The organism is Pseudomonas sp. AB6, from assembly GCF_034314105.1.
Lineage (GTDB): Bacteria > Pseudomonadota > Gammaproteobacteria > Pseudomonadales > Pseudomonadaceae > Aquipseudomonas.
Window position 1 is genome coordinate 4,925,445 of record NZ_JAVIWJ010000001.1, and the last position, 26,414, is coordinate 4,951,858.

Annotated in this window: 23 protein-coding genes and 2 tRNA genes; 20 read left to right on the top strand and 5 right to left on the bottom strand. The window is 54.1% G+C overall.

Annotated elements, in window-relative coordinates; translation table 11 throughout:
• Positions 1–62 precede the first annotated feature (62 nt).
• The 20 genes from rlmE to RGW60_RS22990 all read left to right on the top strand — a co-directional run bounded on the left by rlmE (position 63) and on the right by RGW60_RS22990 (position 19,513).
• The gene (gene rlmE / locus RGW60_RS22895; RefSeq protein ID WP_322206757.1) at positions 63–713 is read left to right on the top strand and encodes a 23S rRNA (uridine(2552)-2'-O)-methyltransferase RlmE; all 651 of its coding nucleotides are present in this window, start codon (positions 63–65) and stop codon (positions 711–713) included.
• 191 nt (positions 714–904) lie between these two features.
• Positions 905–2,809, top strand: coding sequence for an ATP-dependent zinc metalloprotease FtsH (gene ftsH / locus RGW60_RS22900; protein ID WP_322206758.1), 1,905 nt, complete (start codon positions 905–907; stop codon positions 2,807–2,809).
• 8 nt (positions 2,810–2,817) lie between these two features.
• Positions 2,818–3,669, top strand: a complete 852-nt coding sequence (gene folP, locus RGW60_RS22905) for a dihydropteroate synthase (protein ID WP_322206759.1) — start codon at positions 2,818–2,820, stop codon at positions 3,667–3,669.
• A 16-nt stretch (positions 3,670–3,685) separates the two neighbouring features.
• Entirely contained in the window at positions 3,686–5,023 is a 1,338-nt protein-coding gene (gene glmM / locus RGW60_RS22910) for a phosphoglucosamine mutase (RefSeq protein ID WP_322206760.1), read from the top strand.
• 66 nt (positions 5,024–5,089) lie between these two features.
• Positions 5,090–5,845, top strand: coding sequence for a triose-phosphate isomerase (gene tpiA, locus RGW60_RS22915; protein WP_322206761.1), 756 nt, complete (start codon positions 5,090–5,092; stop codon positions 5,843–5,845).
• A gap of 4 nt (positions 5,846–5,849) precedes the next feature.
• The gene (secG, locus tag RGW60_RS22920; RefSeq protein ID WP_322206762.1) at positions 5,850–6,233 is read left to right on the top strand and encodes a preprotein translocase subunit SecG; all 384 of its coding nucleotides are present in this window, start codon (positions 5,850–5,852) and stop codon (positions 6,231–6,233) included.
• 41 nt (positions 6,234–6,274) lie between these two features.
• Positions 6,275–6,360, top strand: a tRNA-Leu gene (locus RGW60_RS22925).
• A 96-nt stretch (positions 6,361–6,456) separates the two neighbouring features.
• A tRNA-Met gene (locus tag RGW60_RS22930) sits at positions 6,457–6,533 on the top strand.
• A 130-nt stretch (positions 6,534–6,663) separates the two neighbouring features.
• Entirely contained in the window at positions 6,664–7,122 is a 459-nt protein-coding gene (gene rimP / locus RGW60_RS22935) for a ribosome maturation factor RimP (protein WP_322170719.1), read from the top strand.
• Positions 7,123–7,169: 47 nt separating this feature from the next.
• The gene (nusA, locus tag RGW60_RS22940) at positions 7,170–8,651 is read left to right on the top strand and encodes a transcription termination factor NusA (protein WP_322167628.1); all 1,482 of its coding nucleotides are present in this window, start codon (positions 7,170–7,172) and stop codon (positions 8,649–8,651) included.
• Positions 8,652–8,678: 27 nt separating this feature from the next.
• Positions 8,679–11,201 (top strand): translation initiation factor IF-2, encoded by a 2,523-nt coding sequence (infB, locus tag RGW60_RS22945; RefSeq protein ID WP_322206763.1) that lies wholly within the window; start codon positions 8,679–8,681, stop codon positions 11,199–11,201.
• 159 nt (positions 11,202–11,360) lie between these two features.
• A complete protein-coding gene (rbfA, locus tag RGW60_RS22950; RefSeq protein ID WP_322206764.1) occupies positions 11,361–11,789 on the top strand; it encodes a 30S ribosome-binding factor RbfA in 429 nt (142 codons plus the stop codon).
• 5 nt (positions 11,790–11,794) lie between these two features.
• Entirely contained in the window at positions 11,795–12,712 is a 918-nt protein-coding gene (truB, locus tag RGW60_RS22955; protein WP_322206765.1) for a tRNA pseudouridine(55) synthase TruB, read from the top strand.
• Between the two features lie 118 nt (positions 12,713–12,830).
• On the top strand, positions 12,831–13,100 hold the full coding sequence (gene rpsO / locus RGW60_RS22960) for a 30S ribosomal protein S15 (RefSeq protein WP_299832411.1): 270 nt from the start codon (positions 12,831–12,833) through the stop codon (positions 13,098–13,100).
• A 176-nt stretch (positions 13,101–13,276) separates the two neighbouring features.
• Entirely contained in the window at positions 13,277–15,382 is a 2,106-nt protein-coding gene (gene pnp / locus RGW60_RS22965; RefSeq protein ID WP_322206766.1) for a polyribonucleotide nucleotidyltransferase, read from the top strand.
• A gap of 185 nt (positions 15,383–15,567) precedes the next feature.
• Positions 15,568–16,350, top strand: coding sequence for a hypothetical protein (locus RGW60_RS22970; protein ID WP_322206768.1), 783 nt, complete (start codon positions 15,568–15,570; stop codon positions 16,348–16,350).
• A 28-nt stretch (positions 16,351–16,378) separates the two neighbouring features.
• The gene (locus RGW60_RS22975) at positions 16,379–16,831 is read left to right on the top strand and encodes a hypothetical protein (protein ID WP_322206769.1); all 453 of its coding nucleotides are present in this window, start codon (positions 16,379–16,381) and stop codon (positions 16,829–16,831) included.
• A 56-nt stretch (positions 16,832–16,887) separates the two neighbouring features.
• Positions 16,888–17,553: a response regulator transcription factor gene (locus RGW60_RS22980; protein WP_322206770.1), complete on the top strand. Its 666-nt coding sequence runs from the start codon at positions 16,888–16,890 to the stop codon at positions 17,551–17,553.
• A complete protein-coding gene (locus RGW60_RS22985) occupies positions 17,529–18,911 on the top strand; it encodes a sensor histidine kinase (RefSeq protein WP_322206771.1) in 1,383 nt (460 codons plus the stop codon). Before RGW60_RS22980 ends, RGW60_RS22985 begins: the two co-directional genes overlap by 25 nt.
• A 251-nt stretch (positions 18,912–19,162) precedes the next feature.
• A complete protein-coding gene (locus RGW60_RS22990) occupies positions 19,163–19,513 on the top strand; it encodes a BON domain-containing protein (RefSeq protein WP_322207004.1) in 351 nt (116 codons plus the stop codon).
• Positions 19,514–19,682: 169 nt separating this feature from the next.
• Here the strand turns inward: RGW60_RS22990 and RGW60_RS22995 are convergent, their stop codons facing one another.
• The 5 genes from RGW60_RS22995 to RGW60_RS23015 all read right to left on the bottom strand — a co-directional run bounded on the left by RGW60_RS22995 (position 19,683) and on the right by RGW60_RS23015 (position 26,407).
• Positions 19,683–19,976: a DUF2845 domain-containing protein gene (locus RGW60_RS22995; RefSeq protein WP_322206772.1), complete on the bottom strand. Its 294-nt coding sequence runs from the start codon at positions 19,974–19,976 to the stop codon at positions 19,683–19,685.
• 3 nt (positions 19,977–19,979) lie between these two features.
• Positions 19,980–22,928 carry a DUF748 domain-containing protein gene (locus tag RGW60_RS23000; protein WP_322206774.1) on the bottom strand — a complete coding sequence of 983 codons (2,949 nt, stop codon included), beginning with the start codon at positions 22,926–22,928 and terminating at the stop codon, positions 19,980–19,982.
• 105 nt (positions 22,929–23,033) lie between these two features.
• A complete protein-coding gene (locus RGW60_RS23005; RefSeq protein WP_322206775.1) occupies positions 23,034–24,050 on the bottom strand; it encodes a class I SAM-dependent rRNA methyltransferase in 1,017 nt (338 codons plus the stop codon).
• A gap of 167 nt (positions 24,051–24,217) precedes the next feature.
• Entirely contained in the window at positions 24,218–25,396 is a 1,179-nt protein-coding gene (locus RGW60_RS23010) for an acetyl-CoA C-acetyltransferase (RefSeq protein WP_322206777.1), read from the bottom strand.
• Between the two features lie 135 nt (positions 25,397–25,531).
• Positions 25,532–26,407 (bottom strand): oxygenase MpaB family protein, encoded by an 876-nt coding sequence (locus tag RGW60_RS23015; protein WP_322206778.1) that lies wholly within the window; start codon positions 26,405–26,407, stop codon positions 25,532–25,534.
• Positions 26,408–26,414 lie beyond the last annotated feature (7 nt).

The window sequence follows — 26,414 nt, forward strand, 5'->3', positions numbered from 1 at the left end:
TTTACCCGAGCGAGTCCGGGACCGCCCAGTTAATCACGACTCGTTTATTTTTGAGGTGGCCCGTGGCCCGTTCCAAAACAAGCCATAACTGGCTGAAAGAACATTTCGATGACCATTACGTCAAAATGGCGCAAAAAGATGGGTACCGTTCGCGGGCAAGCTATAAGCTGCTGGAGATCCAGGAGAAGGATCGACTGATCCGGCCCGGCATGACCGTCATTGACCTTGGTGCAGCGCCTGGCGGATGGTCGCAAGTCACCAGTCGTCTGATCGGCGGCCAGGGTCGTTTGATCGCGTCGGACATTCTTGAGATGGACAGCATCCCGGATGTGACCTTTATTCTAGGTGACTTCACCGAAGACGCAGTGCTAGCCCAAATTCTCGAAGCGGTCGGTAATACACAAGTAGACCTTGTGATTTCAGATATGGCCCCCAATATGAGTGGACTGGCTGCTGTTGACATGCCGCGCGCTATGTTCCTTTGTGAATTGGCGCTCGATTTGGCCGGGCGGGTACTGCGTCCTGGTGGCGATTTTCTGGTCAAGGTTTTCCAGGGCGACGGTTTCGACGTGTTCCATAAGTCGGTTCGTCAGGTGTTTGACAAGGTCCAGATGCGCAAGCCTGCGGCTTCCCGCGATCGGTCCCGCGAGCAGTATTTGTTGGGTCGTGGATTTCGCGGCATAAAAGGAGCTGAAAGTGTTGAGCGGCTTTGACGTAGAGGCGATAGCTTTTATTTAATAGCCTGCAAGCTAAGCATAAACGAATATTGTGTAGTCAAAGTTTCACAAAGGGTTACAGACGGCGCCTGCAACACCCGCAGGTAATGTAGTAAGTTAGGCCGGTGAAATCATGCGAGGCACGCTCCTGCGTGGGGCTTGCTTCAGAGGGTAGCTAATTGAACGATATGGCAAAGAATCTGATCCTGTGGTTGATCATCGCTGCTGTCCTCGTGACGGTCATGAACAACTTCTCTAGTCCAAACGAGCCGCAAACCCTCAATTATTCTGAGTTCATCCAGCAAGTTAAGGATGGCAAGGTCGAGAAGGTTGCTGTAGACGGTTATGTCATCACGGGTAAACATACCGATGGCGATACTTTCAAGACCATTCGTCCTGCTATTGCGGACAATGGCCTTATCGGTGACTTGGTTGATAACCATGTAGTTGTCGAAGGCAAACAGCCAGAACAGCAGAGCATTTGGACCCAGCTGTTGGTAGCGAGCTTCCCGATCCTGGTGATCATCGCCGTTTTCATGTTTTTTATGCGGCAGATGCAGGGCGGTGCTGGTGGTAAAGGCGGCCCTATGAGCTTCGGTAAAAGCAAGGCACGTCTGCTTTCTGAAGATCAAGTCAAAACCACCTTGGGCGATGTCGCAGGTTGCGATGAAGCCAAAGAAGAAGTGGGCGAATTGGTAGAGTTCCTTCGTGATCCGGGCAAATTTCAGCGTCTGGGCGGTCGAATTCCACGTGGCGTATTGATGGTTGGACCTCCAGGCACTGGTAAAACTTTGCTGGCTAAGGCCATTGCTGGTGAAGCCAAAGTGCCGTTCTTCACTATCTCCGGTTCTGACTTTGTTGAAATGTTCGTGGGTGTTGGCGCAAGTCGCGTCCGTGACATGTTTGAACAGGCCAAGAAACATGCACCTTGCATCATCTTTATCGATGAAATCGACGCAGTCGGTCGGCATCGTGGTGCGGGTATGGGCGGCGGTCACGATGAGCGCGAACAAACGCTTAACCAGTTGCTGGTTGAAATGGATGGCTTTGAAGTGAATGACGGCATCATCGTCATTGCCGCTACTAACCGTCCAGACGTGCTCGACCCGGCTTTGCTGCGTCCGGGCCGCTTCGACCGTCAGGTTGTGGTAGGACTACCGGATATTCGTGGTCGCGAACAAATTCTTAAAGTCCATATGCGTAAAGTGCCGATGGGCGAGGACGTTAACCCAGGCGTTATCGCCCGTGGTACGCCAGGCTTCTCCGGTGCGGACTTGGCCAACTTGGTCAATGAAGCGTCTCTGTTTGCTGCTCGCACCGGCAAGCGCATCGTTGAGATGAAAGAGTTCGAACTTGCCAAAGATAAAATCATGATGGGCGCTGAGCGCAAGTCTATGGTTATGTCCGAGAAAGAAAAGCGTAATACGGCCTATCATGAGGCCGGTCACGCTATTGTCGGTCGAGTGGTGCCTGAGCATGACCCGGTCTATAAAGTCTCGATCATCCCTCGCGGCCGGGCTTTAGGCGTTACGATGTTTTTGCCAGAGGAAGATCGCTACAGCCTGTCAAAGCGCGCGCTGATCAGCCAGATTTGTTCGCTGTATGGTGGGCGTATTGCCGAAGAGATGACGTTGGGCTTTGACGGCGTTACCACTGGTGCGTCCAACGACATTATGCGAGCCAGTCAAATCGCTCGGAATATGGTCACCAAATGGGGCCTATCCGAGAAGCTAGGTCCGCTCATGTATGCCGAAGATGAAAACGAAATGTACCTGGGTCGCGGCGGTGGCGGTCAGGGCTCAAGCGTTTCAGCAGAAACGGCGAGACTTATCGATTCTGAAGTGCGCAGTATCATTGATCAGTGCTACGGTTCGGCCAAGCAAATTCTGACCGAGCACCGTGACAAGCTGGACGCGATGGCTGATGCTTTAATGAAGTATGAAACCATCGATGCAGAGCAAATCGATGACATCATGGCAGGTCGTGCCCCCCGTGAGCCTCGAGATTGGGGTCAAGGAGGCTCGGGTACTCCGGTAGTTCCGTTGGACACACGTCCAGAAGCGCCTATCGGCGGTCCTGCTGCTGAAATCTAGGGTCTGACATGACTTCTGCGCTGTACCCAACCCGGTTGCCTTGCGGCAACCGGGTTCTTGATTTAGCCCGTACGCATGTTATGGGTATCTTGAACGTCACTCCTGATTCCTTCTCCGACGGTGGTCGTTTCAGCGGTCGCGACGCTGCCTTACGCCACGCTCAGGCAATGGTAGCAGCGGGTGCAACGCTGATCGATGTGGGGGGCGAGTCTACCCGGCCGGGAGCGCGAATGGTCTCCCCACTGGAAGAGCTTGAACGCATTGGGCCCGTAGTTGAGGTTATAAGCCGTGAGCTAGATGTGATCATCTCGGTGGATACGTCGACCCCTGCGGTAATCAGAGAGGCGGCGCGCCTTGGTGCCGGGCTTATCAATGATGTGCGCTCATTGCGCCGTGACGGTGCCTTGGATGCTGCCGCAGCTACTGGTTTGCCAGTGTGTCTGATGCATATGCGCGGCGAGCCCGAGAATATGCAGAATGACCCGCAGTATCAGAACTTGATGGCTGAGGTGCGCGCATTTCTTGTTGAGCGCATGGACCAATGCGCAAAGGTTGGAATTCCTAATGAGAGAATCATTCTCGATCCCGGATTCGGATTCGCTAAAAACCTCCAGCACAACCTTAGCCTGTTCAAGCATATGGAAGATTTACATGAACTTGGCAGGCCGCTGTTGGTGGGCGTATCGCGCAAGAGCATGATTGGACAAGTCCTGGGGCGTCCTGTGGCAGAACGGCTCTCTGGTGGCTTGGCTCTGGCAGTCATGGCCATGATCAAGGGTGCACGTATTTTGCGTGTACACGATGTTGCCGAAACTATCGACGTAGTGCGCATGATTGCTGCTGTCGAGTTGGCTGAATAAGAATGACGGAGCATATATGACTAGAAAATACTTTGGCACCGACGGTATTCGTGGTCGGGTGGGTCAGTTTCCTATCACCCCCGAGTTCATGCTTAAGCTCGGCTGGGCTGTTGGGATCGCATTTCGCCGATTGGGTGCTTGCAAGGTTCTCGTGGGCAAAGATACGCGGATCTCGGGCTATATGTTCGAATCAGCGCTGGAAGCCGGTCTTTCTGCAGCGGGCGCGGATGTGATGTTGTTGGGGCCGATGCCAACGCCAGCAATTGCCTACCTGACTCGAACTTTCCACGCTGAAGCTGGCATCGTGATCAGTGCATCGCATAATCCTCATCATGACAACGGAATCAAATTCTTCTCTGGCTTGGGCACCAAGCTTGCGGATGAAGTGGAAATGATGATCGAAGAGTTGCTCGACACACCAATGACGGTCGTGGAGTCCGACAAGCTTGGTAAGGTGTCACGCATCAACGACGCCGCTGGTCGTTATATCGAATTTTGCAAAAGCAGTGTCCCGACCAGTACCGATTTTGCAGGCCTGAAGTTGGTAATCGATTGCGCGCATGGCGCTACCTACAAAGTTGCCCCCAACGTTTTTCGTGAGTTAGGCGCTCAAGTCACTGTACTGTCTGCGCAGCCTAATGGGCTGAACATAAATGATAATTGTGGTTCGACCCATATGGGTAACTTGCAGGCTGCGGTGCTAGCTGAGCAGGCCGACCTCGGTATTGGCTTCGATGGCGACGGCGATCGAGTTTTGATGGTTGATCACACTGGTGCGCTTGTCGAAGGCGACGACCTGTTGTTCATTATTGCTCGTGATTTGCAAGAGCGGGGCAAGCTGCAAGGTGGTGTGGTCGGCACATTGATGACCAATCTGGGTGTTGAACTTGCTTTTGCTGAGCTTAATATCCCGTTTGTGCGCGCCCGCGTCGGTGACCGCTATGTCACTGCTGAAATTCTTGAGCGTAACTGGCAGCTTGGTGGTGAGAATTCAGGTCATATTGTTTGCTTTCAGCACACGACAACGGGCGATGCGATCATTGCTGCGCTGCAAGTGATATTAGCTTTACGTCGTCGAGGTGAAACTCTGGCGTTGGCGCGTCAATCGTTGCGCAAGTGTCCCCAAGTGCTAGTTAACGTACGCTATGCGGGGGATATCAACCCTGTCGAGCACCCTGCCGTCAAGGAAGCCTGTGAGCGTGTCACCGTTGCCATGGGCGGTCGCGGCCGTGTGCTATTGCGCAAGTCTGGCACCGAGCCGCTAGTGCGCGTAATGGTCGAAGGCGACGACGAGGTTATGGTTCGTGCTTACGCGGATGACCTGGCAAAACTGGTTACTGAGGTTTGCGCCTGATTTCGGCTTGCCAGTGTTGATGCGGTTGGGTAACATCTGCGCCCACTTTGACCGACGAGGTATAGCATGCGTCGCATTATGGTAGCTGGTAACTGGAAAATGCACGGTACCCGCGCCAGCGTCGCTGAGCTGACCAAAGGCCTTCGTAATCTGGTCTTGCCGAGCGGTGTTGATGTAGCAGTCTTTCCGCCTTTTTTGTACGTTAATCAAGTGATTGACGGACTCGGCGGTAAGGCAATCGCGGTAGGTGCGCAGAATTCTGCGGCAGAGTCTTCGCAAGGTGCGCTGACCGGCGAAATTGCTCCGAGTCAGCTGGCTGATGCGGGTTGTACGCTTGTATTGATAGGGCACTCCGAGCGCCGCCAGATAATGGGCGAGCATGAAGAGTTGCTAAATCGGAAGTTCGCAGCTGCTCAGGCGTGTGGTTTGACGCCAGTGCTGTGTGTAGGGGAAACCCTGGAGCAGCGCGAGGCGGGCAGGACGCTTGAGGTAGTGGGGCGTCAGCTTGGTAGCATCATCGAAGAGCTGGGTGTCGGTGCTTTTATAAATGCAGTCATCGCTTATGAGCCAGTCTGGGCTATTGGCACTGGACTGACTGCATCGCCCCAACAGGCGCAGGAAGTGCACGCAGCCATTCGTGCGCAGTTGGCGGCAGAGAATGCTGAGGTCGCGCAAGGTGTGCGGCTTCTTTATGGCGGCAGCGTGAAGGCGGCCAATGCGGCTGAACTGTTCGGCATGCCGGATATCGATGGGGGGCTCATTGGTGGAGCGTCCTTGAATGCAGATGAGTTCGGTGCGATCTGTCGCGCCGCGGGAAACTGAAAAAATGCTGGAAACAGTCGTAGTCGTTTTTCATCTGTTGGGCGCCCTGGGTGTTGTCGCTCTGGTATTGCTTCAGCAGGGTAAGGGTGCAGACGCCGGTGCGTCTTTCGGTGCAGGTGCTTCAAACACTGTGTTCGGAAGCCAAGGTTCCTCTACCTTTCTCAGTAAATTTACTGCTATACTCGCCGCTGGTTTTTTCATAACCAGCTTGGGGTTAGGTTACTTTGCTAAAGAGAAAGCTCACCAGCTGACTCAAGTAGGTTTACCAGATCCAGCGGTATTGGAAGTACCACAGCAAAAGCCGGCGGCAAGTGATGTGCCGGTGCTGGAAGCGCAAAAGCCGGCAGTTGTTCCTGCTGACGTTCCTCAAGCGCCAAAGCAGAAGTAAGCAGTCAGGCGGCTGATGCAGGGCCGCCAAAGAGTTGTATTGCCGAGGTGGTGGAATTGGTAGACACGCAACCTTGAGGTGGTTGTGCCCAATGGGTGTAGGGGTTCGAGTCCCCTTCTCGGTACCAATTATCAGCAAAGCCCGCAATTGCGGGCTTTCCTGTAGGTGGGAGCCTCGATTGACCCCGCAAGGGAACGGTCGTATACTCCCGCCCCAGCTTTGTCGCGGGGTGGAGCAGTCTGGTAGCTCGTCGGGCTCATAACCCGAAGGTCGTCGGTTCAAATCCGGCCCCCGCAACCAGTTTTAGCGGAGCCCCTTTTTAGGGGCTTTTTGTTAGCTGGACAGTTTATAACGCCGCTATTCGACGGCGTTTCAGGGATGGGCGTTTAGCCCATTTTTTATTTGCATCGCATGCACAAAGGGGGTTCAGGTGTCGAGCAAGCTAGAACAGTTGCAGGCCTTGGTGGCCCCGGTGGTCGTGGCCCTGGGCTATGAATGCTGGGGGATTGAGTTTTCAGCTCAGGGTCGCCATTCACTATTACGTATTTATATCGATAAAGAAGGCGGCGTTTTGGTGGATGACTGTGCAATAGTCAGCCGCCAGATCAGCGGTGTTTTGGATGTAGAAGATCCTATAGCCGTTGAGTACACCCTTGAAGTTTCGTCTCCTGGTATGGAACGCCCGCTGTTCACTCTTGAGCAGTTTGCCTTGCACGCTGGCGACCAAGTGAAAATAAAGCTGCGTTCACCCTTTGAGGGTCGTCGCAATTTTCAGGGCCTTCTCCGCGGGGTGGAGGAGCAAGATATTGTGGTGCAGGTAGAAGACCATGAATTCTTGTTGCCGATCGACTTGATCGACAAGGCCAACATTATTCCCAGTTTTGACTGAGACGCGGATCCCGCGGATCCAATGGCTTGCGAAAGGCGAGGCGTACGATGAGCAAAGAAGTACTGCTGGTTGTTGAGTCGGTGTCCAATGAAAAGGGCGTTCCGGCAGGTGTTATTTTTGAAGCGCTGGAGCTGGCTCTTGCCACCGCTACCAAAAAGCGTTTTGAGGATGAAGTCGAACTGCGTGTGGAGATTAATCGCCAGACGGGTAATTACGAGACGTTCCGACGCTGGACAGTTGTTGAAGATGAAGATCTCGACGACCCGGCGCATGAATTGGCTGTAGATCAAGCTCAGGAAAAACAGCCGGGTGCAGTTGCCGGTGATGTAGTTGAAATTAAAATCGACTCCATTGAGTTCGGTCGAATCGCTGCGCAGACTGCTAAACAGGTCATCGTGCAGAAGGTTCGTGAAGCTGAACGCGCTCAAGTGGTAGATGCCTACCGCGAGCGTCTGGGTGAAATCATTTCGGGTACTGTTAAAAAGGTTACGCGTGACAATGTCATCGTCGACCTTGGCAACAATGCCGAAGCGTTGCTAGCGCGTGAAGACATTATTTCGCGGGAAACTTTCCGCGTAGGTGTTCGCGTTCGTGCACTGCTTAAAGAAATTCGCACTGAAAACCGTGGGCCTCAGTTGATTCTGTCGCGTACTGCGCCAGAGATGCTGATTGAGTTGTTCCGGATCGAAGTACCGGAAATCTCCGAAGGGCTCATTGAGGTGATGGCTGCCTCACGTGACCCGGGTTCGCGTGCAAAAATCGCTGTTCGCTCCAAAGACAAGCGAATTGATCCGCAGGGTGCTTGTATAGGCATGCGTGGTTCGCGCGTTCAGGCTGTTTCTGGCGAACTGGGCGGAGAGCGTGTGGACATCGTGCTTTGGGACGATAACCCTGCACAGTTCGTAATTAACGCCATGTCGCCTGCTGAAGTGGCGGCGATTATCGTCGACGAAGATGCCCACGCAATGGACATCGCCGTTGGCGCAGACAATCTGGCTCAGGCCATTGGTCGCGGCGGTCAGAACGTTCGTTTGGCTAGCCAGTTGACTGGTTGGACCCTGAACGTCATGACCGAATCAGACATCCAGGCCAAGCAGCAGGCAGAGACCGGCGATATCTTGCGTAACTTTATCGAAGAGCTGGAAGTCGATGAAGACCTTGCCCAAGTGCTGGTTGATGAAGGCTTTACTAGCCTGGAAGAGATTGCCTACGTACCGTTGGAAGAAATGCTCAACATCGACGGCTTTGACGAAGAAACCGTCAACGAGCTTCGCGCTCGGGCCAAGGATCGGTTGTTGACTAAAGCCATCGCTACTGAGGAAAAGCTGGCAGACGCCCATCCGGCCGAAGACCTGCTCTCGCTTGAGGGTATGGACAAGGATTTGGCGATGGAACTGGCGGTGCGCGGCGTAGTTACCCGCGAAGACCTGGCCGAGCAGTCTATTGACGACCTGCTCGACATCGACGGCATTGACGATATTCGTGCCGGCAAGTTGATCATGGCCGCCCGAGCCCATTGGTTCGAGTAAGTAGGCGCGGCCTGAGGAGAGAAGTGCATGACGCAAGTCACGGTGAAAGAACTGGCCACAGTGGTCGACACACCGGTAGAGCGCCTGTTACAGCAGATGCGTGAGGCAGGTCTGCCGCACACCGCCGCCGAGCAAGTTGTGACCGACATAGAGAAACAAGCCCTGTTGACGCATTTGAAAAGCGGTCACAAGGCTAAAGTGGAAGAGCCACGCAAGATCACTTTGCAGCGCAAAACCACTAGCACCCTGCGCGTTGCTGGAAGTAAGAGCATTAGCGTTGAAGTACGCAAGAAGAAAGTTTTTGTACAGCGCAGCCCGGAAGAAATCGAAGCCGAGCGCAAGCGCGAGCTTGATGATCGTCGTGCTGTAGAAAACGCTGCGCGTCAGAAGACTGAAGAAGAAGCTAAGCGTCGTAACGAAGAAGATTCGCGCAATCAGCCTGCTGCTGCGCAATCGACTCCAGCCGTTGCCGCCGCTCCGGCACCTGCTCCAGTTGCTGAACCTGTGCGTGAAGCGCCGGTTGCAGCTACTCCAGTTGCTGATGCGCGCAAAAGAAACGACGAGCAGCGTCGTCCAGATAAGCCACGTGCCGATGACAACAATCGTCGTAGCACCGGTGGTGATGGCGACCGTAAAAACGCGCCGCATCGCGCCTCTGTTAAAGAGAAAGCGCCTGCACCACGCGTTGCGCCTCGTACCACCGACGAAGAAAGCGACAGCTTTCGTCGTGGCGGTCGCGGCAAGGCCAAGTTGAAGAAGCGTAATGCTCACGGTTTCCAGAGCCCAACCGGCCCTGTTGTTCGTGACGTTGCTATCGGCGAGACCATTACTGTCGGCGAGTTGTCAGCGCAGATGTCGGTCAAGGCTGCTGAAGTCATCAAGTTCATGTTCAAGATGGGTACTCCGGTGACCATCAACCAGGTACTGGATCAGGAAACTGCCCAGTTGATTGCTGAAGAGTTGGGCCACAAGGTCAGACTGGTCAGTGACAATGCCCTGGAAGATTCGTTGGCCGAATCGCTGAAGTTTGAAGGAGAGACGTTCTCCCGTGCGCCAGTAGTGACCGTAATGGGTCACGTTGACCATGGTAAAACCTCGCTGCTCGACTACATCCGTCGTGCCAAGGTTGCAGCTGGCGAAGCCGGTGGCATCACCCAGCACATTGGTGCATACCACGTTGAAACTGACCGTGGCATGGTGACTTTCCTTGACACCCCTGGTCACGCTGCGTTTACCGCAATGCGTGCCCGTGGTGCCAAGGCCACCGACATCGTGATTCTGGTAGTTGCTGCGGACGACGGCGTTATGCCGCAGACCATCGAAGCTGTTCAACATGCCAAGGCCGCCGGTGTTCCGTTGGTTGTAGCAGTGAACAAAATCGACAAGCCGGGTGCTGATCTTGATCGTATCCGTAGCGAACTGTCTGTTTACGGCGTTACGTCAGAAGAATGGGGTGGCGACACGCCTTTCGTCTCAGTCTCCGCGAAAGTGGGTACTGGTGTAGACGAACTGCTCGAAGCCGTCCTGTTGCAAGCCGAAGTACTGGAACTAAAAGCGACTCCATCGGCTCCTGGCCGTGGTGTAGTAGTTGAATCGCGTCTCGACAAAGGTCGTGGCCCGGTTGCAACTGTTCTGGTTCAAGACGGTACGTTGCGCCAAGGCGACATGGTGCTGGTGGGTTCGAACTATGGCCGCATTCGCGCCATGCTCGACGAGAACGGCAAATCGATCAAGGAAGCTGGTCCTTCCATCCCTGTCGAGATCCTCGGCCTGGACGGTACCCCGGAAGCTGGTGACGAACTCAGCGTGCTGTCGGACGAGAAGAAAGCCCGTGAAGTGGCTTTGTTCCGTCAAGGCAAATACCGTGAAGTCAAACTAGCGCGCGCTCATGCTGGCAAGCTGGAAAACATCTTCGAGAACATGGGCCAGGAAGAGAAGAAGACGCTTAATATCGTCCTCAAATCTGATGTCCGTGGTTCGTTGGAAGCGTTGAACGGTGCCTTGAATGGCCTGGGCAACGACGAAGTGCAAGTGCGAGTGGTCGGTGGCGGTGTCGGTGGTATCACCGAGAGCGACGCTAACCTGGCATTGGCTTCCAACGCTGTACTGTTTGGCTTCAACGTGCGTGCCGATTCTGGCGCTCGCAAGATAGTCGAGCAGGAAGGTCTGGATATGCGTTATTACAACGTAATCTACGACATTATCGAAGACGTCAAGAAAGCCCTCACCGGTATGCTTGGCAGCGACGTTCGGGAAAATATCCTGGGTATCGCGGAAGTACGTGACGTGTTCCGTTCGCCGAAGTTTGGCGCGATCGCTGGTTGCATGGTTCTTGAAGGTGTTGTTCACCGTAACCGTCCAATCCGTGTACTGCGTGAAGACATCGTTATCTTCGAAGGCGAGCTGGAATCCCTGCGCCGCTTTAAAGATGACGCTTCCGAAGTACGTGCCGGCATGGAATGCGGTATAGGCGTGAAGAGCTACAACGACGTCAAGGCCGGTGACAAGATCGAAGTCTTTGAGAAGGTCCAAGTGGCTCGCAGCCTCTAAGCCGCGAGCTTCAAGAGCCATGGTCGACCCCAGCATGCAAATGCCAAGCGGTCGTTCATGGGCTCTAAACGCAACGCCCGGTCTGACTTTTGTCAGGCCGGGCGTTTGCCGCTTTCAGACCGCGAGGGTTTCGCCCTAGGTCGGTGACAGGTAGTAGACATGGCAAAAGAATATAGCCGTACCCAACGTATTGGCGATCAGATGCAGCGTGAGCTGGCTCAGTTGATCCGCCGCGAAATCAAAGACCCGCGTGTCGGTCTGGTGACCATTACCGCCGTCGACGTCAGTCGTGACGTCGGTCATGCCAAGATTTTCATGACGGTGATGGGGCAAGACAGCGCCGAAGAAATTGCGCAGACCATCAAAGTGCTTAACTCGGCAGCAGGTTTCTTGCGCATGCAGTTGGCTCGCGAAATGAAACTGCGCAGCGTTCCGCAGTTGCACTTCCACTACGACGAAAGTGTCGTGCGTGGTGCTCATCTGTCAGCGCTCATCGAGCGTGCCGTTGCCGAAGATGGTCAGCACCCGGTAGGCGCTCCGCAAAGCATTACGCCAGACAGTGACAAGCCAGAAACCAGCAAGGAGTAACGCACATGGCCCAGGTCAAGCGTATACGCCGCAATGTCAGTGGGATCATCCTGCTTGACAAGCCTCTGGGATTTACCTCCAACGCTGCGTTGCAGAAAGTTCGTTGGTTGCTTAACGCGCAGAAGGCTGGGCACACTGGCAGTCTTGATCCCCTTGCAACCGGTGTATTACCGTTATGCTTTGGCGAAGCTACCAAGTTTTCCCAATATTTGCTCGATTCGGACAAAGCATACGAAACCAGAATGCAGTTGGGCAAAACCACCACCACCGCCGATGCGGAAGGCGATGTGCTACAAGTTCGTCCGGTAACCGTTGGTCGCGCCGATATCGAATTGGTTTTACCGGGTTTTCGCGGTGAAATCAGTCAGATACCGCCGATGTACTCTGCGCTAAAGCGGGATGGGCAACCTTTATACAAGTTAGCCAGAGCCGGGGAAGTGGTGGAGCGCGAACCGCGTTCTGTTACTATTGCGCGCTTGGAATTACTTGAGTGCGAAGCAGATACAGCGTGTCTCGCAGTTGACTGCACCAAAGGCACCTATATCCGCACATTGGTTGAGGATATTGGCGAAAAGCTAGGGTGTGGCGCTTACGTTGCTGAGTTGCGCCGTACCCAGGCCGGTCCTTTCAGCTTGGCACAAACAGTGACGCTGGAAGAGTTGGAGCAAGTACACGCCGACGGCGGCAACGAAGCGGTTGATCGCTTCTTGATGCCATCGGACAGTGGTTTGCTGCATTGGCCGCTGCTTCAATTTTCGGAACACAGTTCGTTCTACTGGTTGCATGGTCAGCCAGTCAGAGCACCGGATGCACCGCAATTCGGCATGGTTCGCGTGCAAGATCATGAAGGTCGCTTCATCGGTATTGGTGAAGTGAGTGAAGACGGGCGCATCGCGCCGCGTCGATTGATTCGGTCAGAATGACCGAACGAGGGTGGCTGTCAGTAGGCGCGGTCACAACTCATTTTAAAATACGGGGGTTTGCCCTCGGCCTATTGAAATCGTCTCTCTCGAGCGGTTTCCGTGATTAAGGATTGCCCACATGGCACTCAGCGTTGAAGAAAAAGCTCAAATCGTTGCCGACTACCAGCAAGCTGTTGGTGATACTGGCTCACCAGAAGTGCAAGTTGCACTGCTGACCGCCAACATCAACAAATTGCAGGGTCACTTCAAGATCAACGGTAAAGATCACCACTCACGTCGTGGTCTGATCCGCATGGTAAACCAGCGTCGCAAGCTGTTGGATTACCTGAAAGGCAAAGAAGTTAGCCGTTACAGCGCCCTGATCGGTCGTCTGGGTCTGCGTCGCTAATAGCGATGTCGATAGAGGTTGGTTGTCTGCCAAGATTTCTCGAGTTCACTCGATGGGTCTGGCAGGCTTCCAGCCTCAAGTTTTATCTGGACGGTCGATAGGTCCGAACCCTTTCACTGCCCAAGAATTCGCAAGAAACCAGTTCCCCCAAGAGCCACCAAAGAAGGTAGGAAACCGTGAACCCGGTAATCAAGAAGTTCCAGTTCGGTCAATCGACCGTCACCCTCGAGACTGGCCGTATCGCCCGTCAAGCTTCCGGCGCAGTATTGGTCACCGTTGACGACGACGTCAGCGTATTAGTGACTGTGGTCGGTGCCAAGCAAGCTGACGCAGGTAAAGGCTTCTTCCCTCTTTCCGTTCATTACCAGGAAAAGACCTACGCAGCCGGCAAGATCCCCGGCGGTTTTTTCAAACGTGAAGGCCGCCCCTCCGAAAAAGAAACCCTGACTTCGCGTCTGATCGACCGTCCGATCCGTCCGCTGTTTCCAGAAGGTTTCATGAACGAAGTGCAGGTTGTCTGCACCGTTCTGTCCACCAGCAAAAAGACTGATCCAGACGTTGCCGCCATGATTGGTACATCGGCTGCATTGGCAATCTCCGGTATCCCGTTCGACGGCCCTATCGGTTGCGCGCGCGTTGCTTTCCACGAAAGCACCGGCTATCTGTTGAACCCGACTTACGAGCAACTCAAGGCTTCGAGCCTGGACATGGTTGTTGCCGGTACGTCGGAAGCGGTATTGATGGTTGAATCGGAAGCCAAAGAGCTGACCGAAGACCAGATGTTGGGCGCCGTTCTGTTCGCCCATGACGAATTCCAGGTGGTGATCAATGCCATCAAAGAACTGGCCGCTGAAACAGCCAAACCTACTTGGGACTGGCAACCGAAGCCTGAAGCCACCGCTTTGCTGGCCGCGATTCGTGGTGAGTTTGGTGACGCGATTTCCGAGGCTTACACCATCACCGTCAAGCACGAGCGTTATTCTCGTCTGGGCGAGTTGCGCGATCAGATCGTTGCCAAGCTATCCGGCGAAGAAGGCCAGCCTTCTTCCAGCGAAGTCAAAGCAGCCTTCGGCGAAATCGAATACCGCACCGTGCGCGAGAATATCGTCAACGGCAAGCCACGTATCGACGGCCGTGACACTCGCACTGTGCGTCCACTGAACATCGAAGTCGGCGTGTTGCCGAAGACTCACGGTTCGGCACTGTTCACCCGTGGCGAAACTCAGGCGCTGGTTGTAGCGACCCTGGGCACCGCACGGGACGCACAGCTGCTCGACACCCTGGAAGGCGAACGCAAAGACCCGTTCATGCTGCACTACAACTTCCCTCCGTTCTCGGTAGGTGAATGTGGTCGCATGGGTGGCGCTGGCCGTCGCGAAATCGGTCACGGTCGTTTGGCTCGTCGCAGCGTACAGGCCATGTTGCCTGCTGCCGACGTGTTCCCTTACACCATCCGCATTGTGTCGGAAATCACCGAATCCAACGGCTCCAGCTCCATGGCGTCGGTGTGCGGTGCTTCCCTGGCATTGATGGACGCTGGCGTACCGATGAAAGCACCGGTGGCCGGTATTGCCATGGGTCTGGTTAAAGAAGGTGACAAGTTCGCCATCCTGACCGACATCCTTGGTGACGAAGATCACTTGGGCGACATGGACTTCAAAGTAGCCGGTACCGCCAAGGGTGTTACCGCGCTGCAGATGGACATCAAGATCAAGGGCATCACCGAAGAAATCATGGAAATCGCTCTGGGCCAAGCCCTGGAAGCGCGCCTGAACATCCTTGGCCAGATGAACAAGATCCTTGCCGGTTCGCGTACCGAGTTGTCGGAAAACGCACCGACCATGATCGCGATGAAAATCGACACCGACAAAATCCGTGATGTTATCGGTAAAGGCGGTGCGACTATCCGTGCGATCTGTGAAGAAACCAAAGCTTCTATCGACATTGAAGACGATGGCACCATCAAAATCTTCGGCGAAACCAAAGAAGCGGCTGAGGCAGCACGTCAGCGCGTTCTGGGCATCACTGCTGAGGCTGAAATCGGCAAAATCTACATCGGTAAGGTTGAGCGCATCGTCGACTTCGGCGCATTTGTTAACATTCTGCCAGGCAAAGACGGTCTGGTTCACATCTCCATGCTGAGCGATGCTCGCGTTGAGAAGGTGACCGACGTACTGCAAGAAGGTCAGGAGGTTGAGGTGCTGGTATTGGATGTCGATAATCGCGGCCGTATCAAGCTGTCGATCAAAGACGTAGCAGCAGCAAAAGCTTCCGGGGTTTAACTAACCCGACGCTAAACATGGACTGAAGGCCTGTTGCTAATACGGGCTCTTGGTTTTGCTGAAGAAACCGTTTTCTCTCATGGAGGAAGCGGTTTTTTTTTGATTTTGCGCTGCTATGGGTGGCCTAAGTTTCGCCAGCCACAATGGCGGCATGACTTACTCGCATCGTCAGGAGCTAACCCCCAATGACCGCCCAAACAACATCTACAGTATCAAGCTGGCTAAATAAGGTTCCCGAAGTAACCCTATCGTTTTGGATCATCAAGATCATGTCGACCACTGTCGGTGAAACCGGCGCCGATTATCTGGCTGTCGACGCCGGATGGGGGCAGGGGTTGACGAGTTGGGTGATGGCCGGGCTATTAACTGTCGCCTTGATTCTGCAACTGCGCACACGACGCCATACGCCTTGGACTTACTGGCTGACGGTGGTGTTGGTCAGTGTGGTGGGTACACAGATTACCGATCTGCTGACCGATGGCTTGGGCGTGAGTTTGTACACCAGTACCGGAGTATTTGCCGTGACATTGGCGGCGATTTTCGCGATTTGGTATCAGGTCGAACGAACCCTTTCTATCCACGAGATATCCACACTGCGTAGAGAGCTATTTTACTGGGCAACTATTCTTTGCACGTTCGCGTTGGGCACAGCCGCAGGTGACCTGGCAACTGAGGCGCTAGCGCTCGGGTTCACGCTGGGTGCCATGATATTCGGTGCTTTGATTGCGCTTAGCTACATCGCTTGGCGCCTTGGTGGCAACGCCGTCTTGACGTTCTGGATTGGCTATATTCTGACTCGCCCATTTGGCGCATCTCTCGGCGACCTGCTGACTCAAGCGAAAACCTATGGCGGTTTAGGTATGGGCGCCATGTGGACCAGCGCACTGTTTTTGACCGTAATTGTGATACTGGTGGCAGTAGCGCAAATCACCGTTGGCAGCCGCACCTCTGCAAAAATCACGAAATAACCCACTTAAATTAATTCAGGTAAAAATTATGTACAGTTTTAATTCGCTAGTCCGTTCAGCCTCGATTGCCTCAGCTATTGCTCTTTTAGCCCTTGCTGCCGGATGCTCGAAACCGGACGACAAGGCAAAACTAGGCGCTGTTCCTGCGGCGACGTCGGTTCAGACCTCTTCAACCAGCCAGGCCAAGCTGCCTTCCAAACTGGGCGATTTGTCAGCGTTTCGTAACATCGCCGCCGATGTGGCAGTTATTGTCGACAAGGGTGACCTACCCGCTGCTAAAACGCGCATTAAGGATTTGGAGCTCTCTTGGGACTCCGCCGAAGCAGGTTTGAAACCTCGCGCAGCAGATGATTGGCATCTTATTGATAAGGCTATCGATCGCTCCCTGGAAGCGCTGAGGGCCAATACCCCAAGTCAAACCGACTGCAAAGCAGCGATGACTGATTTGGTTAAGGTGTTTGATTCAGTTCAAGGTAAGTAGGCGCCGCAGCTAGTACTCGCTACTATCGAGTCTGTTGAAAAGACAGGGGCGTAGGTATGCGGGTACTGCTGGTTGAAGATGACGTGATGATCGGAGAAACCATTCAGGCGGCGCTAAAGGATTCGTCCTATGCGGCAGACTGGGTGAAAAATGGTCAGACAGCGCTTACGACACTTGCAAGCCAGCACTACGACTTGGTGCTACTGGACCTAGGGCTGCCTGGTAAGGATGGGTTGGAGGTATTGCGCAGCATCCGCGGCAGTAACAATCCAGTGCCGTTGCTAATTATCACTGCACGAGATGGCCTTGATGATCGGTTAAGTGGTTTGGACGGAGGCGCTGATGATTACGTGCTTAAGCCGTTCGAGATGGCCGAGTTACTTGCACGCATGCGTGCGGTGCTTCGGCGTAAAGGCGGCAGCGCGATTCCTATACTCAGCAACGGCACGCTGTCACTTGACCCGGCTACGCGCGAGTCTGTAGTGAGTAACGGTGCCCCGGTGCAACTTTCCAATCGTGAGTTCGCCCTGCTGCATGCGCTACTGGTGCGGCCGGGTGCGATTCTTTCTCGTAGCGATCTTGAGGACCGCATCTACGGTTGGGGGGAAGAAGTTGAAAGCAACGCGGTTGAATTTCTAATCCACGCCCTGCGTCGCAAACTTGGGAGCGAAGTGATCAAAAACGTCAGGGGGGTTGGATGGATGGTTTCAAAAAGCGCTTAAGTGACTCGGTTCAGCTCAGGCTGTCTTTTTCTTTGGCAGTGGCGATTCTAGTGGTGGCCTTTGCAGCTGGCGTTTTTTCATTTGTGTCCGCGTTTGACGAGGCCCACGAACTGCAAGATGACGTGTTACGTCAGGTGGCGTCGATCTATGACCGGCAGCATCTCCCCATAGCAGGTTTCAGTAAAGACAGCCAGGCCAAGGATGAAGTCGCTGAGTTTCGCGTTATCGTCCAATATCTCGCGGATGGCGACGCCAAGGTTCAGGGAAGTGATGCCTACGCGCCATTACCGTTGCCCACCACTTTGTCGGATGGTTTGCATACCTTAGATGTTGCGGGCGAACCTTTCCGAGTGCTGGTTAAAACCTTGGCCACTAAACAGCGAATTGCACTGGCGCAAGAAACAAGTGTTCGCGATGAAATAGCACGCGACAGCGCGTTGCGCTCTGTTATTCCACTTCTAATTTTGGTGCCGATCTTACTGCTGGTAGTCGCCGACCTTGTACGCAAGATTTTTCGCCCGATTGCGGTCTTGTCCCTTGAAATAGATCAGCGCGCCGAGCAAGAGTTACATCCGGTTAAAGAAAGCCACCTACCGCTAGAGATCCGCCCCTTTGTTATCGCAATCAACCGTTTGCTAAGCCGTGTCGCGCAATCAATGGATTCTCAGCGGCGCTTTGTCGCGGATGCAGCGCACGAACTTCGGTCGCCGTTGACAGCACTTTCGCTGCAGGCTGAACGCTTGGCTGAGGCTGAAATGTCTGCGGAGGCAAAAACGCGGTTGGTGCTGTTACGTCGAGGCATTGAGCGAAGCCGGAACCTTCTCGATCAGCTGCTAACCTTCGCTAAAGCTCAAGCAGCTCTAGACCTGCCAACGTCTGCGGTCTCTGTTTTAAGCCTTTATCGGCACGTCTTGGAGGATCTGCTTCCTTTGGCCGAAGCCAAGCATATTGATATTGGGGTGGAGGGAGATCAGGACGTATGGGTGATGGTTCATGAATTGGATCTGGTCACTGTGATCAAAAATCTGGTTGATAACGCCATTCGTTACACGCCCGTTGATGGACGAGTCGACTTGTCAGTCTCTTTTGATGGTCATCGTGCGAGGTTGCAAATCAAGGATTCAGGCCCAGGGATTTCGGCTAAGGAAAGGCTTCGAGTATTCGACCCGTTTTACCGAACGCTCGGGAGCGATCAGGTGGGATCAGGTTTGGGTCTTTCCATAGTTAATGCAATCGCGCAGCGGATCGGTGCAGAAGTCCAACTGGAATTCTCTGATCAGAAATCGAAAACGGGATTATGTGTTTCGGTACTTCTGAACGAGGCTGGTCCCTTGCTTGCCTCGGAAATATCAGACTAATTTACTAATACTTTTAGAGAGTTAGGGTTTCAGCCAATAATTCAGCTATGAAAACATGCATCCTGCACGCAAGTTAGGGGTGGAACGTGCAAATTGCATGATTAAAGCCTTTGAATTATTACGTAACTGTATGTTTTTAAGATGCTTTTTTTATATTAAAAAATGGCACAGCGCTTGCGATACAACCTGTAACCCTGCTGTCAGCGAGACTGGCGCAGACTTTGAGAAAAACAGGAGTGACTCGTATGAATATGAATAAGTTCGCTATTGCTGCCGCTGCTGCCACAGCTATTACATTGTCTATGGCTAACTCGGCTTTCGCCCAAACCACAACAACTCAAGCTCCAATGGTTGTTGCTGGCGAAATGACCAAGGCAGGGGAAGCGACATCGGACACTTGGATCACCACCAAGGTTAAATCCGATTTGGTGACTGAGAAAGGCATTCCTGGTACCGACATTAAGGTAGAAACCAACAAAGGCGTGGTCTCCCTTTCATCAACTGTAGCCATCACCCAAACCCAGAAAGATATGGCTGTTGCGATCACTAAGAAAATCAAAGGTGTCAAAGCCGTGTCCGCCGCAGGCCTTAAAGCTGAGTGATGTCCAGCCGCTCGCAATGACTATTGATAGTACCAGCGGATAACGAAGGACGGTGTCCGGTGAGGTATCGAAATTAACGCGAGGCTATACGGGTGTGTTTATTACAGGTCTCGACGTAGTTGTCGGGGCCTGTTCTATTTTAAGTTCAGTCATTGAGCAGCGTCGGAAATCAGTTGCCGCGCTTACTGTTAATTCCTACCAGACGGCCCCCTTCGAATCGCAGGTACTGATACATACCGTTGCTAGGTCCGTATATCCACTCATCAATTTTGACTTCTTCTCGCCGGTTGGGGCTACGTAGATAACCAATTAGGTTACGCGCAGCAGGTTCGCCGCATTTTTGCTGTACCTCAAACTCGTGATCCCCACTATTTATCAGCTGACTCCCACAACGCAGGGAGTCGGCCTGCGCTTGTCCCATCACACCGGCCACTATCAGAAGCAAAACGTTGCTCGTTCGCATGGTTTAATCGCTGTCCAAATGTAATTGGCTGATTACTCGACCATCCGCTTCTGCTTGGCCCAAGCTGGCATCCACAAAGAAAATTCGCTCATCTGCCAGTTTCGCTTTATCAACGAGATAATCCTTGATGCTGCTGGCGCGTGCTTGCCCCAACTGGCGAAGTAGCACCGCGTTGGAACTCCAGGATTTGATCACTGCGGCACGCATTTTTGCCGTACGGTCTTCTTTGCCCTGATTGGTCCACTCAACTGGCGGCTGCTGTTTCAAGCGGTCGCGGTAGATTGCTTCCAGCATTGGCGGTTTTTCACTTTCCGGTACTTGCAGCAGTGATGCCTGTGCTGGAACCTTGTCGCCGCGTCGCTGAAGAATCTTGTAAAAGGTACTTTGGTATTCCCGCTGAAGACGTTGTTCAGCAATTAACGGACCGTCACTGCTTTCCGCGCTGGTGCCCTCTATCTCCAGGCGTAGCGTTGGGCGCTCTTTCAAGGCGGCTGAAAGCTTGTTGAGGGCTGACTGAGCATCTGGGCTCAGGTCTGTGGCGCCAGGCGCAAACGCTACCGTACCGAGGTCTTGAGAGTCGCCGCCACTGATGAGTCCGCCAATGAACTTAAAGGGCGCCTGAGCGGCACGTAATACCAAATTACGCAGTGTTTGCCAGACAATGGGCATCACGCTGAATTGCGGGCTGTTCAAGTCACCGGATATCGGCAGTTCAATGGAGATCTTGCCATCGGTATCCTTGAGCAGGGCGATGGCCAAACGAATGGGTAAATCGACTGCATTTGGGCTGTCGACTTTTTCGCCCAGTTGCAGTCCGTCGACTACCACTTTGTTTTCGGCCTTGAGCTGGCCTTTGGCGATCATGTAATGCAGGTCGAGATTAAGGCGGCCCTTACGGATGCGAAAGCCCGCAAATTTCCCTGAGTACGGTGTCAACGTGGTCAATTCCACGCGCTTGAAGCTGGTGGCAATGTCCAGGCTTGCCAAGGGGTCGAAGGGATTCAGGCTGCCCTTGATGGTGACTGGCGCGTAACGGTCAACCTTGCCGTTGATATCGACGGTCGCAGGCTTTGACTGACGATTATCGAGGGTGCCAATTTTGCCATTGAGCTGCTGAATCGCGGTGGCGAAGTTCGGCGTGAGGCTTAAATCGGCGAAGTTGGCCGAACCGTCTTTGATATTTACCTCGCCGATGCGGATACCCATTGGCTTGACACCTTTCTCTGCAGCGGTTGCCGCAGCATTAGCGACCGTTTTAGCGCTGTCTGCAGGTTGTTTAATCAGCAGGTCATCAATGTTAGTGGTGCGGTCGTCGTTGATCATGAATCGTGCATACGGTTGCAGCAGGTTGACTTTGGCAATCGTCAGGTGATCGCCGAGCTCGAAGTCCAGACCTTCAAGGGCCAGTTGCTGCCATTTTAAAAAGTCGCGCTGTTTGATCGTGTCGAGGGTGTGCAGTTGGTCTATTTGAGCCTTGCCGGTAATACCGAGGGCCAAAGGCTCGGTACTTTTCAGGTTGACCGCTAAATCACTACCGAGCATACCGCTGCGCAATTCAAGGCGGATAAGCGGAGTGATATAGGATTGCGCCAAACGCAGGTCGATGTCTTTGGTATTGACCTGTAGTTTGGCGCTGACCGGGCTCAGATTGACGTCGCCAGTTGCGGTAATGTGCCCTTGCTTACCAAGCCCTGTGTCGAGCTTAAGCGTAAAAGGTGATTTGTTTAGACTGTCGAAATTTTGTATGTCCACATTCAGTGGGCCTACATCTAACATTACCGGCTCTTTTGGGGTGCGGTCTGCCAGATGAATTTGGTAATTGCGTAATTGCGCATCACGTAACAGCACTTGCCAGGGTTTGCTCGGTGCTACAGGTTGTGCTGCGATTTCAGGTGCATTACCTGCCGCGGCGGCGGGTGCCTTTATAGCCGCAGGTGTTGGTTTTTTTGGCTGGCTGGCGAACAGCTTCTGCCAATCGAGTTGGCCGTCGGCTTCGCGAGCGGCCCAGGTTTCGAGTTTATTACTGCGAATATTGCCAATCTTGACGAGCTGCTTAGCCAGATCAATGGACGTGTCGCTTATATCGAGCCGTTCAAGGCGCACCAACGGCCTGCCATCAGGAGTATCTATCGCCAGAGGGGCAATGCTCAGCGCGGTATTGCTTAATAGAAGTTCGGTTTCCTTCGCCAGACTCAGCGTGTAATCGGTGCTGAAATTGAGAACGCCATCCTTTAGCGCCAGCGGCAAGGCGTCGCGTACATACGGCCACCAGACTTTCATTCTGCCGTCAGTGACTTTGAGTTTGCCTTGCGAGGTAATCGGAACCAGGCTGATGTGTCCAACCCAATCAATCTGACCGCCTTCAGGGCCTGCTGCGACCAAGGTCATGTCGGCGTTGTCTTCGGGCAGAGTGCTGAGATTCTTCAATTCGAAGTTGAGCGCGTTATACAAAAATTCGATCGGTTTGCTGGGCCGCAGATCTTGGAAATGAACATAGCCATCGGCAAGTTTGATTTGATCGATGCGGATCGGGAACGGTTTGCTGGGCGTTTTATCCTTGGCAGGTTCACTTGGCGGAAGTTTGAACAGCTGCTCCACGTTCAGCGATCCGTCCTTGGCGAACAGCAACTGGGTCTTGGGTTTATCCAGTTCAATGTCGGACAAGTGCAGGGCGCCGGTCCAGATGCTGTCGATTTGCAGGTTGATGTACAGGCGCTCAAAGCCAATCTGTTCCTGACCCGGCGTACCGATGTTCAGGCCCCACAGGTTCACTTCCAGGCTGAAGGGGTTGAGTTCCAACCGATCCAGCTTTGCTGGAACCGTAGAGTAGTTGGCCAGTTGTTGGTTGACGATACGCAGTGCGATGCCGGGCAAAATCAAAAAGCCCAATACGCTGTAAAGTGCGATGACGGTCAGCAAGGCGCCAATGGCGCGTATCAATCCTTTGGACATGTGAGGCGTCGTCTCTCTATCGGAGGTGTTTGGAGTATGGCACGCGAAACTGGTTCAGAAGAAATAGCCTCGTCTGCTGTAGGAATCGTCCTGGGTTGTGCTTGGTTAAAACTGCAAAATCAACGTTTTGAGTGGCGGTTGCTGGTCCATAGACGGAAAGTCGCTGCCCGGTGTCAGTACTTGCCATTCGCGTACCGGGCGCCCGGCTTTAGTCGCGCAGCGTAGAACCTGTTCGCGCCAATCCTCCATGCTGACTTTCGCCAGATTATTGCAGCAAATCAGCACCCCATTAGCGGCAGTGGTGAGTACGGCAGGTTTGAGCAAGCTTTGGTAATCACGAAGCAAATCCACGGTGCCGAACGCACTTTTTGCCCACGCAGGCGGATCGAGAAAGACGAAGTCGTATTGTCGCTGTGTTAAACGCGGGTAGTCTGGCAGTTTGTTTGCACGACGGGGCGCGATGGGCAGCCCTGCCAGTTGACGGATGGCAGGAAAATAGTCGGATTGCACGAACTTCATCGGTTTTAGTGCGGGGTTCAACAACCCATTTTCGCGGCCGACGGCGAGATTGCCTTCTGCAAAATCTAGGTTGCACACCTCTCGCGCACCACCGGCAGCCGCACTCAGGCCAACACCGCAGGTGTAGGAAAACAGGTTGAGTACGGTTTTTCCGGCGCTATGGTGTTTGATCCAGCCCCGGGTGTTGCGCAAATCGAGAAACAACAGCGGATCTTGTCCTGCATGGCGTCCGCGTACGCGATAGTTTAATCCCCACTCATGGCCAATCAATTCACCTAGCGCCGCATCTTCTGCTGTAAAGACAGCGTCGTTGCGGTCGATGCGTGAATTGCCGTGTGAGCGGTCGTTGTAGACCAATAGCGTATCGAGCCTCAGACGGGTATTAACGGCGGCATGCAACGCTAGCAGTTCGTCGCGTTCGAGCGTGTGGTGAAAGCTCTGCACCAGTAATTGCGGGCCATAACGGTCGATAGTCAGGCCGCTGGCGCCTTCTTGGCTGCCGTGAAACAAGCGATAGCAATCCGTGCCCTGTTCATGCAGCTCGGCGAGCAATGACTGACGGTTATCGAGGGCGACGCTCAGCGCCTGGTTCAGGGAGGACATACACCGCGCCTTGGATTGGAAATGGGCGCGGCAGTTTAGCAGTTAAGCGACAGATCGCCCCGATGCATCCTGTGGTAGCGATTTCATTTGTGAATGAATTCACTCCCACAGGGGATCAGGATTTGCCTGATCTGAACTCCACAAGTTGGCTCTTTCAGTTGATTTTATTAGCGGGACAATGCCAATGCCACGCCCTGACCACCGCCGATGCACAGGGTTGCCAAGCCTTTTTTGGCATCGCGCTTGATCATCTCGTGCAGCAAGGTCACCAGTACGCGGCAGCCTGACGCGCCAATCGGGTGGCCCAATGCAATGGCGCCGCCGTTAACGTTGACTTTGTTCATGTCCCAGCCCAACTCTTTGGCCACCGACAACGATTGAGCGGCGAAGGCTTCGTTGGCTTCGATGAGGTCCAGTTGGTCAATCGACCAGCCGGCCTTTTCGAGGCAGCGGCGGGTGGCGCTGACTGGGCCAATGCCCATGATTGCCGGGTCGACGCCTGCGTTGGCGTATGCCGCGATGCGTGCAAGCACCGGCAGCCCGAGTTTCTCGGCCTTAGCTGCGCTCATCAAAATGACCGCAGCAGCGCCGTCATTCAGCGACGAAGCATTGCCCGCCGTCACGGTGCCGTCTTTTTTAAACGCAGGCTTGAGTTTGCCCAGCGATTCGGCAGTGGTGCCCGCGCGTGGTTGCTCGTCAGTAGCGAACGATACAGGGTCGCCTTTGCGCTGCGGAATTAGAATCGGGGTGATTTCATCAACGAAACGCCCGGTTTCGATGGCCGCTACGGCTTTCTGCTGCGACGCGGCAGCGAACGCGTCCTGTGCTTCACGGGAGATGCTGTATTTGTCGGCTAGATTTTCGGCGGTAATGCCCATGTGGTAATCATTGAATGCATCCCACAAACCGTCGCTGATCATGGTGTCGATCAAGGTGCTGTGGCCCATTCGCAGACCGGTTCGTGCGCCAGGTATTACGTAGTTGGCCAAGCTCATATTTTCCTGGCCGCCAGCGATTATTACGTCGGCATCGCCACAACGAATGGCCTGGGTTGCTAAATGCAACGCTTTCAATCCCGAGCCGCAGACCTTGTTCAGTGTCATGGCTGGAACGGCGAAGGGAAGCCCTGCCTTGATTGCGGATTGACGGGCAGGATTCTGTCCTGCGCCAGCTGTCAATACGTGCCCCATGATCACCTCGTCGACTTGCGCCGGATCGAGGCCGGTTTGTGCCAGCAGTTGGCGAATGACGGCAGCGCCTAGATCGACTGCGGAAATATTTGCCAAAGCCCCCTGAAATGCACCGACTGCGGTACGGGTAGCGGCAACAATTACGACGTCTTGCATGGCAGGTCCTCACAGTTGATAAATGTGCGTCAGCCCAGGTCTGTTCGGCCCGATTCGCTGCGGTAGCGGCGATGACAACGGTGGCATATGGTGTCACACATCCGCGGGTGGGTTCCAACGATGGCTTAAGTTCGCCTATTTGTAAGCCAGGCCCATTCGCCGATGGGCGCGGTGGACCGAGCTGTCACGCATTGCCCAGCGCAATATCGGCGAACTACGGTTAATGCTTGCGCGGATAAACGAGCGCTGCAATGGATGTTGGCTCAGACCAAGCAGACTGCAGGCCCAGAGCGGCAATAACTCGATACCAGCTTGCATCATCAACACGCCAAATGGCTTGGCCAAGCGGCTTGGTGCGGGCGCGGCCCTTAGTAGCCTTAGCACTTCAAGGCTGCGTTCATCGCATACGAGCTGGGGAAGCATTCGTTCAAGGTAATCGGCAACCGCTTGACGTGAGCGGGGTATGTCACGTGCACCAAGCCGTTCGGCGATGGAGGCGACTTCTGCGTAATACCGATCCTGATCGGCTATGGACAGATCGGGGTTGCGGTAGCGCAAATGGGCACCTAAAAAGCTGCTGACCTCAGCGACATGCACCCATGTCAGCAGGTCAGGGTCACTGGCCGCATACGGCCGTCCGTCGAGCGCGGTTCCGGTCACTTGCAGGTGAATGGTGCGGACCTTCTCAATCAGCCAGTTAGCGTCTTGAGTCGAGCCGAACGTGGTACCGGCGATAAATTGTCCCGTGCGGCGCAAGCGCCCCATCATGTCCTGGCGAAACGTCGAGTGGTCCCAGACCCCGGCCAAGGCTAGCGGGTGCAAAGCTTGCAGTAATAAAGCGCTAATGCCTCCGATCAACATGCTGCTGAAGTCGGCATGTACTTGCCAGCAAATAGCTTGAGGTCCGAACAGACCTGGATCGCCCTTTGGGTTCTCTAGGTCCAATTGGCCAAGAGACAATCCGGTCAGGCTCATGACTTGGGTTTCGATGCGGCTACGAATGAATTCCATGGGTTCT

Bases quoted from the DNA above. Each gene is read 5' to 3' on its own strand.
- truB (WP_322206765.1), top strand. From the start codon at position 11,795: ATGGCCCAGGTCAAGCGTATACGCCGCAATGTCAGTGGGATCATCCTG.
- RGW60_RS23015 (WP_322206778.1), bottom strand. From the start codon at position 26,407: ATGGAATTCATTCGTAGCCGCATCGAAACCCAAGTCATGAGCCTGACC.
- folP (WP_322206759.1), top strand. From the start codon at position 2,818: ATGACTTCTGCGCTGTACCCAACCCGGTTGCCTTGCGGCAACCGGGTT.
- RGW60_RS22995 (WP_322206772.1), bottom strand. From the start codon at position 19,976: ATGCGAACGAGCAACGTTTTGCTTCTGATAGTGGCCGGTGTGATGGGA.
- RGW60_RS22970 (WP_322206768.1), top strand. From the start codon at position 15,568: ATGACCGCCCAAACAACATCTACAGTATCAAGCTGGCTAAATAAGGTT.
- RGW60_RS22990 (WP_322207004.1), top strand. From the start codon at position 19,163: ATGAATAAGTTCGCTATTGCTGCCGCTGCTGCCACAGCTATTACATTG.
- nusA (WP_322167628.1), top strand. From the start codon at position 7,170: ATGAGCAAAGAAGTACTGCTGGTTGTTGAGTCGGTGTCCAATGAAAAG.
- RGW60_RS23000 (WP_322206774.1), bottom strand. From the start codon at position 22,928: ATGTCCAAAGGATTGATACGCGCCATTGGCGCCTTGCTGACCGTCATC.
- glmM (WP_322206760.1), top strand. From the start codon at position 3,686: ATGACTAGAAAATACTTTGGCACCGACGGTATTCGTGGTCGGGTGGGT.
- rbfA (WP_322206764.1), top strand. From the start codon at position 11,361: ATGGCAAAAGAATATAGCCGTACCCAACGTATTGGCGATCAGATGCAG.
- RGW60_RS22985 (WP_322206771.1), top strand. From the start codon at position 17,529: ATGGATGGTTTCAAAAAGCGCTTAAGTGACTCGGTTCAGCTCAGGCTG.
- RGW60_RS23010 (WP_322206777.1), bottom strand. From the start codon at position 25,396: ATGCAAGACGTCGTAATTGTTGCCGCTACCCGTACCGCAGTCGGTGCA.
- rpsO (WP_299832411.1), top strand. From the start codon at position 12,831: ATGGCACTCAGCGTTGAAGAAAAAGCTCAAATCGTTGCCGACTACCAG.
- infB (WP_322206763.1), top strand. From the start codon at position 8,679: ATGACGCAAGTCACGGTGAAAGAACTGGCCACAGTGGTCGACACACCG.
- tpiA (WP_322206761.1), top strand. From the start codon at position 5,090: ATGCGTCGCATTATGGTAGCTGGTAACTGGAAAATGCACGGTACCCGC.
- ftsH (WP_322206758.1), top strand. From the start codon at position 905: ATGGCAAAGAATCTGATCCTGTGGTTGATCATCGCTGCTGTCCTCGTG.
- RGW60_RS22975 (WP_322206769.1), top strand. From the start codon at position 16,379: ATGTACAGTTTTAATTCGCTAGTCCGTTCAGCCTCGATTGCCTCAGCT.
- RGW60_RS22980 (WP_322206770.1), top strand. From the start codon at position 16,888: ATGCGGGTACTGCTGGTTGAAGATGACGTGATGATCGGAGAAACCATT.
- secG (WP_322206762.1), top strand. From the start codon at position 5,850: ATGCTGGAAACAGTCGTAGTCGTTTTTCATCTGTTGGGCGCCCTGGGT.
- RGW60_RS23005 (WP_322206775.1), bottom strand. From the start codon at position 24,050: ATGTCCTCCCTGAACCAGGCGCTGAGCGTCGCCCTCGATAACCGTCAG.